General features: G+C 62.7%; 12 protein-coding genes and 1 pseudogene. 7 read left to right on the top strand and 6 right to left on the bottom strand.

The genetic code is table 11. From position 1 onward, the window contains the following. Positions 1-308: 308 nt before the first annotated feature. Entirely contained in the window at positions 309-1,553 is a 1,245-nt protein-coding gene (locus B5E41_RS25840; protein ID WP_064805926.1) for an aromatic ring-hydroxylating oxygenase subunit alpha, read from the top strand. A gap of 126 nt (positions 1,554-1,679) precedes the next feature. Then, positions 1,680-2,147, top strand: a complete 468-nt coding sequence (locus B5E41_RS25845; protein WP_088396626.1) for a BA14K family protein — start codon at positions 1,680-1,682, stop codon at positions 2,145-2,147. A gap of 134 nt (positions 2,148-2,281) precedes the next feature. Here the strand turns inward: B5E41_RS25845 and B5E41_RS25850 are convergent, their stop codons facing one another. Together B5E41_RS25850 and B5E41_RS25855 are read right to left on the bottom strand one after the other, a co-directional pair. Continuing rightward, positions 2,282-2,545 carry a DUF982 domain-containing protein gene (locus B5E41_RS25850; protein WP_088396627.1) on the bottom strand — a complete coding sequence of 88 codons (264 nt, stop codon included), beginning with the start codon at positions 2,543-2,545 and terminating at the stop codon, positions 2,282-2,284. A gap of 421 nt (positions 2,546-2,966) precedes the next feature. Further along, the gene (locus B5E41_RS25855; RefSeq protein WP_088396628.1) at positions 2,967-3,962 is read right to left on the bottom strand and encodes a transporter; all 996 of its coding nucleotides are present in this window, start codon (positions 3,960-3,962) and stop codon (positions 2,967-2,969) included. Positions 3,963-4,167: 205 nt separating this feature from the next. On the opposite strand from B5E41_RS25855, the gene B5E41_RS25860 reads away from it, so the two are divergent. Both B5E41_RS25860 and B5E41_RS25865 read left to right on the top strand, forming a co-directional pair. Further along, complete coding sequence (locus B5E41_RS25860) at positions 4,168-5,946, top strand: acyl-CoA dehydrogenase family protein (RefSeq protein WP_088396629.1); 1,779 nt, start codon at positions 4,168-4,170, stop codon at positions 5,944-5,946. A gap of 31 nt (positions 5,947-5,977) precedes the next feature. Then, entirely contained in the window at positions 5,978-6,730 is a 753-nt protein-coding gene (locus B5E41_RS25865) for a crotonase/enoyl-CoA hydratase family protein (protein ID WP_088396630.1), read from the top strand. Positions 6,731-6,758: 28 nt separating this feature from the next. On the opposite strand, the gene B5E41_RS25870 is transcribed toward B5E41_RS25865, so the two are convergent. After that, a complete protein-coding gene (locus tag B5E41_RS25870) occupies positions 6,759-7,763 on the bottom strand; it encodes an MBL fold metallo-hydrolase (protein ID WP_088396631.1) in 1,005 nt (334 codons plus the stop codon). A gap of 184 nt (positions 7,764-7,947) precedes the next feature. Beyond that, positions 7,948-8,766: an oxidoreductase gene (locus B5E41_RS25875; RefSeq protein WP_088396632.1), complete on the bottom strand. Its 819-nt coding sequence runs from the start codon at positions 8,764-8,766 to the stop codon at positions 7,948-7,950. Positions 8,767-8,851: 85 nt separating this feature from the next. On the opposite strand from B5E41_RS25875, the gene B5E41_RS25880 reads away from it, so the two are divergent. Next, a complete protein-coding gene (locus B5E41_RS25880) occupies positions 8,852-9,301 on the top strand; it encodes a winged helix-turn-helix transcriptional regulator (protein ID WP_088396633.1) in 450 nt (149 codons plus the stop codon). Between the two features lie 47 nt (positions 9,302-9,348). Here B5E41_RS25880 and B5E41_RS25885 read toward each other — a convergent pair whose 3' ends face one another. Together B5E41_RS25885 and B5E41_RS25890 are read right to left on the bottom strand one after the other, a co-directional pair. Further along, the gene (locus tag B5E41_RS25885; protein ID WP_088396634.1) at positions 9,349-10,599 is read right to left on the bottom strand and encodes a class I SAM-dependent RNA methyltransferase; all 1,251 of its coding nucleotides are present in this window, start codon (positions 10,597-10,599) and stop codon (positions 9,349-9,351) included. Beyond that, positions 10,596-11,342 (bottom strand): TlyA family RNA methyltransferase, encoded by a 747-nt coding sequence (locus tag B5E41_RS25890; protein ID WP_088396635.1) that lies wholly within the window; start codon positions 11,340-11,342, stop codon positions 10,596-10,598. The genes B5E41_RS25885 and B5E41_RS25890 overlap by 4 nt, the downstream gene beginning before the upstream one ends. A gap of 265 nt (positions 11,343-11,607) precedes the next feature. On the opposite strand from B5E41_RS25890, the gene B5E41_RS25895 reads away from it, so the two are divergent. After that, the gene (locus tag B5E41_RS25895) at positions 11,608-13,551 is read left to right on the top strand and encodes a methyl-accepting chemotaxis protein (RefSeq protein ID WP_088396636.1); all 1,944 of its coding nucleotides are present in this window, start codon (positions 11,608-11,610) and stop codon (positions 13,549-13,551) included. A gap of 298 nt (positions 13,552-13,849) precedes the next feature. Continuing rightward, positions 13,850-13,982: pseudogene (locus tag B5E41_RS32435) on the top strand (IS110 family transposase); the annotation flags it as partial.

Here is a 13,982-nt window from a genome sequence, read left to right on the forward strand (position 1 = left end):
GGCGATGTCGTAAATGCGACAATAGCCGATACCGGAGAGCCGCCCTCTTTGCCGATCCGGTCTTTACGCAATGTCGCAATTGACGATAATTACCTGCAGAGTCGGACGATCTGGTCGACTGACAGGGGCTCTTTGAAACCTCGGCGCATCCTGTCGTCAATTTCGAAGCCGATGTCGCATTACAACCAAGCGGCAGGAATGCCAGGTGATTAAATGGCGTCATGAACAATTCTCCCGCAGGAGAAGGAAGCAGGCGCGCTTCCATAGCCTTCCGCTGAAAGCGGCAGCCGGTGCACGAGGACATGAAGATGGATATTCGCAGCAACGTTTTACGTCAGCTCAAGAACCGCCGCGAGGGCTTCAGCCTCGAACAGCCGTTCTACACCGACGAGGATTATTTCAAGCTCGACATGGAGATGATCTACTATCGCGACTGGCTGTTCATGGGCCATGATTGCGAACTGCCGAAGCCGGGCGCCTATTTCACCGTCCAGATCGGCACGTATCCGGTCGTCATCGTCCGCGGCCGTGACAATGTCATCCGCGCCTTCCACAACAGCTGTCGCCATCGCGGCTCGCGCGTCTGCACGAAGGAGCATGGCTCTTCCGTGCGCCTCGTCTGCCCCTATCATCAGTGGACTTACGATCTCGACGGCAAGCTCGCCTTTGCCCGTCATATGGGCGACGATTTCGACAAAACCGGCTTCAACCTGAAGCCCGTCCACTGCGAGAGCGTCGCGGGCTATATTTTCATCTGCCTTGCCGACGTTGCCCCGGATTTCAAGCCGGTGCGCGACAAGATCGAGCCCTATATGGCGCCGCACCGGATCGGCGAGACCAAGGTCGCTTTCCAGAGCACGATCATCGAGAAGGGCAACTGGAAGCTCGTCTGGGAAAACAACCGCGAGTGCTATCACTGCGCCGCCAATCACCCGGAACTCTGCCGCACCTATCCCGAAGCCCCGAGCGTCACCGGCACGGACGGCGGCGCCGACGATCCGGAGATCGCCGGCCATTGGGCGCGCTGCGAGGCCGCCGGCCTGCCGAGCAAGTTCCAGATCTCGCCGGACGGCCAGTTCCGCACCGCCCGCATGCCGCTGATCGAGGACGCCGAAAGCTACACCATGTCGGGCAAGCCGGCGGTGCAGCGCCGGATCTCCGACGACATCTCGATCAATCGGATCGGCACGATGCTGCTCTTCCACTACCCGACGACATGGAACCACCTGCTCGGCGACCACGCCATCTCCTTCCGGGTGCTGCCGCTCAGCGCCAACGAGACGGCGGTGACGACCAAGTGGCTCGTCCACAAGGACGCCGTCGAGGGCGTGGATTACAATCTCGAGGAACTGACGCACGTCTGGACCGAGACCAACGACCAGGACCGCCGCATCGTCGAGGAAAATGCCTTCGGCATCCACTCGCCCGCCTATGAGCCCGGCCCTTATTCCGCCTTGCACGAGGGCGGCGTCATGCAGTTCCTCGAATGGTATTCGAACTTCATGGTGAACCGCCTGCAGGGCGACCAGGCGAAAATTTCCGCCGTCGCTTGATCTCTGTCGGTTGAGCGGGTCAAGCTCTACTCATCCAGAAGCTGCCGGTTCCGGCGGCTTTTGGAACCATTCTCGCTCGCAGGCGTTGCAGGCCAAGCGGTGATCGCTGTTGAATGGGAGAGAGAAATGATCGCGCTGAGAAACAGGATGGCAACCGCGGTGATGGCCGCTGCTATCGTTTTAACGAGTTTCGTGCCGTCGCAGGCAATACAGATGCCGGCCGCGCCGCAGGTTGAAAAATCCTCGGCTGTCGAGAATGTCCAGTACTATTACCGACGCGACTACTACCGGCCCGGCTATCGCCCTGGCGCCTATTATCGTCCCGGCTGGTATGGCGGCTATCGCGGTTATACCTACTACCGTCCCGGCTATCGCCGCTATAATGGCTACTGGTATCCGCTCGCCGCCTTCGGCGCCGGCGCGGTGATCGGCGGCGCCATCGTCGCTCCGCCGCGGCGCTACGTGGTGCCCGCGCGGCGCATGGGTTCGGCTCACGTTGCCTGGTGCGAAAACCGCTACCGCTCCTATCGGGCTTATGACAACACCTTCCAGCCTTATAACGGCCCGCGCCAGCAGTGCTATTCGCCTTATTGATAGGCGCAGAATGCTACCCCTGACCCTCTCCCCATAAAAACAGGGGGAGGGGACATGTCGAACTTGGGGAGCAGTAACGAGAGGGCGGTGGCACGAAGAAGCCCGTGAACCCATTTCATCGTCGGCTGTGACACTCAGTGAACGACGGTGATCACCGAAATGCCCGCCTCCTTGGCAGCACGAATCAGCGCTTCTCTCGCGTCCTCAGCCGGGAGGTCCCCGTGGATCGCATCGCGGCATGCCATAACAGCCGTAAGATATTCTTCGCCGTCGTCGAATGGCCAGCAAGCCGTCAGCATCTGGGCCGCCTCCCAAAGGCTCGCGACAAGCTTGTATTTTTCCGGCCCGTTCACAACGAGCATCAGCGGGCTGAATTCTCCAGGTGTGTGCCACTTCATGACATCAGGCCTCCCCACGGTGAACATATTAGTAACCGTGCAAGAACCGTTCCGGGCGGGTAGTGGCATAAACCAGCTGATCACCCGGGCATGGAGCGCTTAGATTGCCTGCCACCGCCGAGTCAGAAATCAGATGGATGAAGCGTCGCAATGCTGACAGTGGCCGCGTCCCGCATGATGCGATAGGCGCAGCGCCGCGCAATCCGCTGCGTCGGCGGCGAATTTTGCAAGAACGTTAACCCACCCTCCGCCATCCTCGGCCTTGAGCCGAGGATCCATGCCCGGTGCTGATGGAGGAGGCCTACGTGGATCCTCGGGGCAAGGATGACGGCGCGTGGGGTGAACTCTGTGGCAAGTACCGCGACGTTTGATGGTATAGAAGCGACTGCGCCTCCCAACAGTCATCCTCGAACTCTCACCCTCAAAGAATATCCACCCGCCGCAGCAGCCACCAGGCGAAGACGATCGAGGCGATGATCAGGATCACGGCGTATTCCGTGCCGTAATCGCCGACGGCGAAGGGCAGGTTGGCGGTATTCATGCCGAAGAAACCCGTCACCAGCGTCGGCGGCAGCAGGAAGGCCGTCATGATTGACAGGAGGTAGAGATGGCGGTTGGTCTCGGAGGATTGTTTCGAATCGATTTCTTCGTGCAGCAGGCGCGCCCGGTCCTGCAAAGCGTAGACATCGTGGTCGACCGTTTCCAACCGGCTCGTCAGCCGCCGCGCCACATCGTCGAAGCCGAAGGGCATTTCATCGTCATCGGCCGCCGCCGCGCGGCGCATCAGCGCCAGCACCGTGCGCAGATGCCGGTGCAGCCGGACCACGGTTCGCCGGACCGGCGCCAGCCGCCGGCGCTCGTCGCGCGGCGCATTGTCGTAGACGATATCCTCGATCTGGTTCAGCTCTTCGGTGAGTTCGATGACGATGGCGATCAGCGTCCGCTGGAACTCGATCACCAGCAGTTCGAAGAGATCGACCGGCCGCGAGAATTTGCCCGGGTTCTTCTCGATCAGCGTGCGTGCCCGCTCGACGCTGCGCAGCGGCTGCAGCCTTGTGGTGACGATGAAGCGGTCCGACATGGCGAAATGCAGCCAGCCGAGATTGTTGGTATCCTGGTCGAAATCACGCTGGCAATCGACCAGCGTGCCGTAGAGCATCTGCTCGTCGACGGTGATCGCCGCATGCGTGTCATGCGTCGTCAACGCCGATTTCGCGTCTTCCGTCAGTCCGTCGAGCGTCTCGAGCAGGGCCGGCACGCGGGCGTCGACGAGGTTGAGATGCAGCCAGTAGAAACAGTTCTCGGCGGTCAGATCCGCCACCGTCGCGGTGTTGGTCAGCCGCACCGCGGTCTTTTCATCCGGCGAGAAACGATAGGCCCAGACGAAACCGGGTATGTTGACGGGCAATGTATCCATGGGTCGCCGATCCTTTGCGAGGGCGATATATTGTCTACAGTTCTCCATGCCGTCCATGGGCGCAACTGTGCAAGAAGAAAGCGCCATGCCGGGTGGAATTATCGCGTCGTGGCCTATGAATCAAAATTGACGTTTACGTAAAAATCAACTAGCCCTTGCCGGGGAGGGCTTTGCATGAGGTGCAGGCACCCACGGAGGAGGAAGCATGTACAAGGCGCCCTTTGAGGAAATCGCGTTCACATTGAAGCATGTAGCCGGCATGGGCGAGGCGATGTCGAACGGTCTTTTCGGCGATCTCGGCGAGGATCTCGTCGACGCCATCCTGGCCGAGGCGGGACGTTTTGCCACAGAGGAAGTGGCGCCTCTCGCCGAAATCGGCGACCGCCAGGGCGCCCGTCTCATCGATGGCGAAGTCCGGCTGCCGGACGGCTGGCGTGATCTCTACCGCAACTGGATATCAGGCGGCTGGAACGGCCTGACGGCGCCGGAAGCTTTCGGCGGCCAGGCGCTGCCTGATATGCTGAATGTCGCGGCGCTGGAAATGTGGAATTCCGGATCCATGGCTTTTGCGCTCGCTCCGACGCTGACCATGGGCGCCATCGAGGCGGTCAGCGCGCATGGCAGCGCCGCGCTGAAAGACAAATATCTGGCAAAGATGGTGTCCGGCGAATGGACCGGCACCATGAACCTGACCGAGCCGCATGCCGGCTCGGATGTCGGCGCGCTGAAGGCCCGCGCCGAACGCCGGCCCGACGGCAGCTACCGCATCTTCGGCCAGAAGATCTTCATCACCTGGGGCGAGCACGACGCGGCCGACAACATCGTCCATCTGGTGCTCGCCCGCCTGCCGGATGCGCCGGCCGGCACACGCGGCATCTCGCTCTTTCTCGTGCCGAAATTCCTGGTGAATGACGACGGTTCGCTCGGACCCCGCAACGATCTCTTCTGCCATTCGCTGGAGCACAAGCTCGGCATTCACGGTTCGCCGACCTGCACGATGATCTATGGCGACGGCCGGTTCGGCGGCGAAAAGGGCGCGATCGGTTGGCTGGTCGGCGAGGAGAACAAGGGGCTCGCCTGCATGTTCACGATGATGAACAATGCCCGTCTCGCCGTCGGCATGCAGGGTGTGGCGATCTCGGAGGCGGCCACCCAGAAGGCGCTCGCCTATGCGAGGGAACGTACGCAGGGCAGGGCGCCGGGTGCGACCGGGCCCGGCATGAGCCCGATCGTCGAACATCCCGACGTTGCCCGTATGCTTCTCACCATGAAGGCGCTGACCCAAGGTTCGCGCGCCATCTCTTATGCCTGCGCTCATGCGATCGACATGTCCCATCGAGCCGGCGACGTCAGCCGCCACTGGCAGGAGCGCGCCGCACTGCTGACGCCGATCGCCAAGTCCTTTTCCACCGATGCCGGCGTTGAGGTCGCTTCGCTCGGCATCCAGGTGCATGGCGGCATGGGTTTCATCGAGGAGACGGGTGCGGCGCGTTACCTCCGCGACGCCCGCATCGCCCCGATCTACGAGGGCACCAACGGCATCCAGGCGATCGACCTCGTCACCCGCAAGCTGCCGCTTTCCGGCGGCGACCAGGTCATGGGCTTCATCGCCGAATTGAAGGCGATCGCCGAGGCTGTCGGCCGCTCCAAATTCGACGGTTTCGGCGAGACTGCCGCCAGACTCGACGCCGCGATTTCAGATCTCGAACAGACGACCGCTTGGCTTCTGGCAGCACTTGCCGATGGGAGGGCTGCCGAGGCGCTTGCCGGCGCCACACCCTATCAGCGCCTGTTCGGCCTCGTGCTCACCGGCTGTTATCTCGCCAAGGGTGCTCTGGCCGAAAGCGGCGACGGTAAAGGCGAGGGCCGCATCGCGCTCTGCCGCTTCGCCGCCGAAAACCTGCTCGCCGAGACCGCGGCCCTTCGCGACCGGGTCGTCAACGGCGCGGCGAGCATCGCCGCCGCCCGCATCCTGCTTGCCTGAGGAGATCCCCATGACACCTGAGGAAAACCTAATGACCGATCACATCATCGTCGAGCAGCCTGCCGCTCATCCCGGCGTTCAGCTCATTCGCTTCAACCGGCCGGAAAAGAAGAACGCCTTCACACGGGCGATGTATCGCACCATGACCGATGCGCTCACCGCCGCCAATACGGACGCGAACATCAGAGTGACGGTCTTTCTCGGCACCGAAGGCAGCTTCTCGGCCGGCAACGACATCGGCGATTTTCTTGCCACTGCCATGGGCGGCAGCATGGGAGACGAGCTGATCGATTTCCTCTACGCGCTCGCCAGATCCGAAAAGCCGCTGGTGTCAGGGGTCGACGGCCTGGCGATCGGCATCGGTACCACCCTCAACCTGCACTGCGACCTGACGATCGCCTCCGACCGCAGCCAGTTCCGCACGCCATTCGTTGATCTGGCTTTGGTGCCGGAAGCGGCTTCCAGCCTGATCGCGCCGCGCATCATGGGCCACCAGCGCGCCTTTGCCATGCTGGCCGCCGGCGAGGCCTTCAGCGCCGAGGAAGCCCGCGAGGCCGGCCTCATCTGGAAGGTAACGACGCCGGACGAGGTGGAGAATGCCGCACTTGCCGCGGCTGCGAAACTCGCCGCCAAGCCACCGGAAGCTTTGAAGATCGCACGCGATCTCATTTGCGGCTCACGGGAAGAGGTGATCGCTCGCATCGACGTCGAAGCCCGTCATTTCGCCGCGCGCCTGAAAAGCGCCGAGGCCCGGGCGGCCTTCGAAGCCTTCATGCGCCGCTGAGCGCTGCCGAAGTACCAGACGAATGCGGTCAGGCCGGCGGCACATCGAATACTTCGCCGGCCCTGAGCGGCCGGAACCGGTGCGCGGGAATCTCGTGCTCTCTCATCGCCTCTTGCAACGCTCTCACCGGCGCATCGACTGCTTCATTCGTCAGTTGGAACGTCGCGAAATGATGCCCGGCCACATAGGCCGCATTCGCCAGCTTCATCCCGATCACCGCCTCTTCAGGATTCTGGTGCTGCCCTTCCATGAACCATCGCGGCTCATAGGCGCCGAAGGGTAAAATCGCCAGGCGAAAACCGCCATGTTTCCGCTGTGCCGCCTTGTAATTGATGCCGCTGTGAAAGCCGGTATCGCCGACGTGGTAGATATTGCCGGCCGGTGTCGACAAGACGAACGACGCCCAAAGCGCCATCCGGCGATCGGCGCCGCCGCGGGCGGACCAGTGATGTGCCGGCTCCGCATCGATGCTTATTCCGGCGTGCGAGATGCGCTCGCCCCAATCCATCACTGTCGTCTGTATACCGGGCACGGCACGGTGGATGATCGTGTCGTTGCCGAGCGGCGTCACGACACGCGGCCTGTGCCTGGCATGCAAGCGCTTCAGTGTTGCGACATCGAGATGATCATAATGATTGTGCGATACCAGCACGAGATCGATCGGCGGCAAGTCATCAAAGGAAATGCCCGGTTCGACGACGCGCCTGGGGCCGGCAAAGCTGAAGGGGCTGACCCGATCCGACCACACCGGGTCGGTGAGAATATTGAGCCCAGCGACCTGCACCAGCATGGTTGCGTGCCCGACCATCGTCACCCGCAGATTCTCGCCGTCGACACGGGGATCCGGCTTGGCGGCCGCAAATGGACTTGGTACCGACCGCGGCCAGCGCGCACGGCCACCGCCGAACTGCCACTGCAAGAGCGCGCGGAAACCAAGCGGCTCAATCCCTTCGGGATTGAAGAAGTACGTGCCGTCGAAGTGATCGGACACTGGGCCGGCATAGTAGGGATTGCGTCTCTTGGTCTTGCGCATTCAGAATCGGTTTCGTTAGTCGAAAGCGCGTCGCGATCCTTCAGATTCGCTCCCCGCTTTCGGTCTATGTATTTACGCATGTCGTTAGCGCAAAACCGCTGCACACTTTTGCGCGACATACCTTAGGACTGGATGACTTTAAGCCTGCCGGCTTGAAATCGGAATCCGGTCCTCGATGAACGCGTTAAGCTGAGGCCGGAAACTCGTTGACCTTGCGCAGCAGGCTGTCGACCAGCCGCTCGGGGAGGTAGCGGCGAAGCGAGTGGACCTGGCGCGATTGCTTGCCGGCGGAATAGCGCAGCTTCGGTTTCTTCGCGGTTGCGGCTTTCACGACCATGTCGGCGACGACCTCGGGCGCATCGCCCGTTTCCACCCACTTGCGCATCAGCGCTTCGCTGCGGGCGCGTTCCGAAGCATAGACCGGAAGAGGTTGGTCTGCTCGCGTCAGATTTTCCTCGAAGGATGTTCTGGTGACGCCGGGTTGGACGAGAACAACACGAATGCCGAAGTTGCGCACTTCATGATCGAGCGATTCCGAATAACCCTCGAGCGCATGTTTGGTCGAGGCATAGAAGGCGTTGTACGGAGCCGGGATGAGGCCGAGGATCGAGCTCATGTTGATGATCCGGCCGCTCTTTTGCTTCCTCATGACCGGCAGTACCGCATTGGCGACGCGCGCCACGCCGAAGACGTTGACGTCGAAAAGCCGCTGGGCCTGGGCGATCGAGGATTCTTCCGCACCACCGATGAGGCCGATGCCGGCATTATTGACGACGAGGTCGAGCCGGCCGGTTTGCCGGACGACCTCCGCAACAGCCGCCTGCACCGAGGCTTCGTCGGCCACATCACAGATCAGCATCGTGATCCCGGGCCTGTTGGCGGCCGGTTTGCGGCTGGTCCCGAACACGCGGTAGCCGGCCTTCACCAGAGACTCCGCGGTTGCAAGGCCGATGCCTGAGGATGCACCGGTGACCAGTGCAACGCTTCTATTTCTGTCGGTCATATCGTCAGCTTTCAAATGTGTGGATCATCGTCGGCTGATCTGTTACTATCTTTTCGATATCATGTCACTATCGAAAAGATACTAAATGAAAAATAATTCGATTCCCCAATGCCCGGTCGCCCGCGGCCTTCAATCCGTCGGCGATGCGTGGAGCATTCTCGTTTTGCGCGACGCCCATGCCGGCCTCACCCGCTTCGACCAGTTCAGAAAGAGCCTCGGCATCGTGCCGACCATGCTGACCAAGCGTCTCAAGGCGCTGACGGAGGATGGTCTGCTTGAGAAGCGTCTTTACTCCGAGCGACCACCCCGCGAAGAATATGTCCTCACGGAAGCGGGCCGCGATTTTCTGCCTGTGCTGATGATGATCGGGGCTTGGGCACACCGCCATTGCGATGGCGAACTCGCCCGCTATATCGACGTCGAGTCAGGATCGGAGATTGAGCCGATCGCAATCGATGCCGTGACCGGCGCAAAGCTCGGAACGCGACCAATGCGCATGAGCTTGCAGCCGAAAAGCGAGCCGTGTGACCGATAAACTGTTCTCGACGCTCCGGAATCGCGATCGCGCCGGGGCAAAGCGGCCTATTTCTCCAGCGTCGCCACGACCTCGACATGCGAGGTCCAGAGGAACTGGTCGATCGGTGTTACCCCGGTAATGCGGTAGCCGCCCTCGACGAGGATCGCGAGGTCGCGCGCCAGCGTCAGCGGGTTGCAACTGACGGCCGCGATCTTCTTCACGGCTGAGCGGGCAAGCTCCTTGCATTGAAACTCCGCGCCGGCCCGCGGCGGATCGAAGACGACGGCGTCATAGGGCTTGAACTCCTGCGTCATCACAGGACGGCGGAAGAGATCGCGCTTTTCGACGCTCACCGGCTTCAGCCCCTGTGTCTTGCGGGCGGCCTGGTCGAGTGCGGCGAGCGCCGCTGCCTCGGCCTCGACCGCATGCACCCGGCCGATCCGCGCCAGCCTGAGCGAAAACGTGCCGGCGCCGGCAAAAAGATCGGCGATCCGCTTGGCCTTGCCGATATGGGCGAGCACCAGCTCTGCTATCGCCTCTTCCGCCGGCTTGGTCGCCTGGGCGAAGCCGCCCGCTGGCGGCGAAACCTCGACGCCGCCGAAATCGATGATCGGCTTGGCCGGCTCGACGAGGATTTCGCCGTTCAGCGTCACGCGGGCGATGCCGCGCAGGCCGAGCACGGTTTCGATCGCCTTGCGCCGCTGCGGGTCGGAGAGTTTCTTGATCTCGTCGATCGCCAGATCGAGACCGGAGAGCGTTTCGAGCACCGCCACCCGGAAGGGTTCGGCATTGGTCGCGAGCGAGGCGGCAATCGCCTTGATCGCCGGCAGCCGGGCGACGATCCCTGCCGACGAGATCGGACATTCCTCGACGGCGACGATATGATGGCTTTCGGCCTGGTTGAAGCCGATCAGCATATCCTTCTCGGTCCTGCGCGCCGCAAACACCACGCGCCGGCGCTCGCCCGGGTGGGCCGGGACGATCTCGCCGACGTCAGGCGTCAACCCCTTGGATTTCAGCGCATCGATGACCAGCTGGCGCTTGAAGGCGCGATAGGGTTCGTCTGCCAGATGCTGCAGCGTGCAGCCGCCGCAGGTGCCGTTGACGCCATCCGGGCCGAAATGCCGGCAGGGCGGTTCCTGCCGGTCGGGTGAGGGCGCTGCGATCGACATGATCGTGCCATGGCTTTTGACGCGGGCGATCGCCACTGTTTCCCCGGGCAGGGAAAAGGGCACGTAGACAGGCCCGCCCGCGTTGCTTGCGATGCCGTCGCCCTGGGCGCCGAGTTTCTCGATCGTGACGGTTTCGGTGCTCACGGTTTCAATCCTGCCAGAAGGTATTCCCGATTGCCGTCGCCGCCTGATATCGGGGAGGGGATGAGGCCGAGGCTTTTCCAGCCCATGTCCTCGGTGAACCAGCGCTCCAGCTCCGACGCGACGGCCGGAGCAGACGAGAGGTCCTTCAACAGCCCGCCCTTGCCGATCGCCTCGCGCCCGGCTTCGAACTGCGGCTTGACCAGCAGCACGCCGACGGCACCCGCTACGGCAAGATCGAGCGCCGGAGCCAGCGCCAGCTTCAGCGAGATGAAGGAGACATCGGAGACGATGAAGCTGGCGGGCTCGCCGATATCGTCGGCGGTCAGATAGCGGGCGTTGAGGCCCTCGCGGTTCGTCACCCGCGGGTCGGCCGAGATCCGAGGATGCATCTGCCCATGGCCGACATCGATCGCCGTGACATGCGCAGCACCGCGCTGCAGCAGCACCTCGGTGAAGCCGCCGGTGGAAGCGCCGATATCGAGACAGTGATGGCCGGACGGATCGAGCCCGAAATGGTCGAGGGCGGCGGCAAGCTTCAGGGCGGCGCGCGAGACGTAAGCCTGTGCCGGATCGTCGATCTCGATATCGGCATCGTCGTCGAAGAGCGCGCCGGGCTTGGTTACGACCTGGCCGCCGATCCTGACCGTGCCGCGCTGCACGGCGTCGCGCGCCCGCGAGCGGCTGGCAAAGAGGCCGCGGGAAACGAGAAGCTGGTCGAGGCGTTGGCTGTTCTGATCGGACATCGGCTGTGAATGACCGGCAAATCAGTCGGTTGCAAGCATTTTATTCCCAGCCGATTGCAGGGCAATTCCTGAGATGCGCAATTTAAGCAAATTTAAAGTCTGGCCGCATAGGGTCGGCACGATTGCAGCGGTTGGTCCAAACCGCTTGGTGCCATGAAGGCGCAGGCGTCTTCCGCCGATCATGTTTCCGATTCCAAATCTCTGCGGTTGCGCCTAACGCGCGACCGTCTCTCGCCGCGTCGATTGTCGTCAGGAGAATTTGACCATGTCTGCTAAAAACATATCCCTGAACGGGAAGCTTGCGGCCACGTTCGCAGCCCTCATTCTGATCTTCATCTCCGTTTCGGCTTTCGTCTATTCAAAGGCGACGGCATCGGCGGCCGCCTCCGCCGAGCAGGAAAAATCGGAGCTGCTCGTCAATCAGATCGATGATGCGCTGCAGGCGATGCTAGAGCAGGCGGTCAACCTGCGCGGCTTCATCCTCTTCCGCAGTGACAGCACCTATGGCGACGTCTTCGCCAATCGCGAGCGCATGCTGAAGGCGATCGCCGCCGCCAAGCAGACCGCATCAGGCGAGCCGCAGCTGGTCGAGATGATCGACGGCATGCAAAAGGCCGCCGACCTTTATTTCCATGAGCTTGCCGAACCGCAGACCAAGGCGCGCAAGGAAACCGACATGCCGATCGAAGAGGTCGTCAAGATCGGCGTCAACGCCACTAAGGGCCAGCTCGATGGTTTCCGCCAGGCCTCCGCCAAGATCAAGGCCACCGCCCGCGAAAAGTCGAATGCGCTCGCCGCGATCCGGGCCGATGCCAACAGCGATCTGGCGACGACACTGCTTGCTGGTGGCATTGTCGCCTCGCTTGCCGCCGCCCTTCTCGCCTGGCTGATGTCGCGCACCATCGTCCGCCCGGTCGTCGGCATGACCGCCGCCATGGATCGTCTCGCCGGCGGTCAGAACGACATTGAGGTTCCGGCTGTCGAACGCGGTGACGAAATCGGCCGCATGGCGCAGTCGGTCCTGGTCTTCAAACAGGCGGCGATCGAGAAGCTGCGCCTTGCCGGTGAAACCGACCGCATGCGTGACGATGCCGAGCGCCAGCGCCAGGCAAGCGACGAGCAGAAGGCGCGCGAGGAAGGCGAGCTGCGTTACGCCGTCGACGCCTTGGCCGGCGGCCTTGCCGGCCTTGCTGTCGGCGATGTCGCCGCCCGCATCCAGACGCCGTTCGCGCCGCAATATGACAGCCTGCGCAACGACTTCAATCATGCCGTCGAAAAGCTGCAGGCAGCACTCCAGTCGGTCGGCCGCAACGCCTCGGCGATCAATGCCGGCGCCGGCGAGATCCGCTCGGCCGCAGACGATCTCGCCCACCGTACCGAGCAGCAGGCCGCCGCGGTTGAAGAGACCGCCGCAGCGCTCGAGCAGGTGACGACGACCGTCCGCGACAGCGCCAAGCGCGCCGAGGACGTCGGCAATCTCGTCGAGCGCACCCGCCTCGGCGCCGAAAAATCGGGCGACGTCGTCCGCAGGGCGGTCTCGGCCATGCAGCAGATCGAAAAGTCCTCGGGCGAAATCTCCAACATCATCGGCGTCATCGACGACATCGCCTTCCAGACCAACCTCTTGGCGCTGAACGCCGGTGTCGAAGCCGCCCGCGCCGGTGAGGCCGGCAAGGGCTTTGCCGTCGTCGCCCAGGAGGTGCGCGAACTCGCCCAGCGTTCGGCCAAGGCGGCCAAGGAGATCAAGGACCTGATCACTACATCAGGCACGCATGTGCAGACCGGCGTGTCGCTGGTCGGCGAAACCGGCAAGGCGCTGGAGGCGATCGTCGCCGAGGTGCAGGAGATCAACCGCAACGTCAACGCGATCGTTACCGCCACGCGCGAACAGTCGATCGGGCTGCAGGAGATCAACACCGCCGTCAACAACATGGATCAGGGCACGCAGCAGAATGCGGCGATGGTCGAGGAACAGACTGCGGCGAGCCATGCGCTCGCCCAGGAAGCAAGCGCCCTCGACGAGCTGCTGCGCCAGTTCAAGCTCGGCACAGAGCTTGCCGCTCCGGCCCAGAAGACTTCAGCCGCAACGCCGAGCTCCCGCCCGGTCGCCTCTCCGGCCCGCGCCCTTGCCAGCAAGGTCAGCAAAGCCTTCGGCGGAAGACAGGCAACGGCAGCAGCTGCGGTGCAGGAAGACTGGACGGAATTCTGAGGACGCGCTTTCGGGGACGTTGTATGAAGGGGCGGCGCAACGGATGCGCCGCCCTTTCTTTTTTATTGAGAGGACCTGCTTGGCGGCCCCCTCATCCGCCTGCCGGCACCTTTGTAACTTCCCTTTACCCGCGGTTGGCATAGAACTGCCTGTTGCGGTGGCGGATGGGAGACCGTTGCACCTTTGGGACACCAAGCCCGTGGGAGAGCCTGGGTCTCCATCCGCCGTTCCATTGAACCCGAACAGTCGCCGGGGCCGCTTGCGAAGGCAAAGCCCGCTTAGGCAAGGATGGGATCAGATGGAGAAGAATGAGATCGTGGTTGTCGGCATCGATGTTTCCAAGGACCGATTGGACGTGGCGCTGCACCCTTCGGGCGAGCACTTTGCGGTCAGCAACGATCACTCCGGCCTTGAGGAGTTAATCGCCAAGC

The sequence above is a fragment of the Rhizobium esperanzae genome (genome assembly GCF_002204185.1).
In the GTDB taxonomy this organism is placed as follows: domain Bacteria; phylum Pseudomonadota; class Alphaproteobacteria; order Rhizobiales; family Rhizobiaceae; genus Rhizobium; species Rhizobium esperanzae.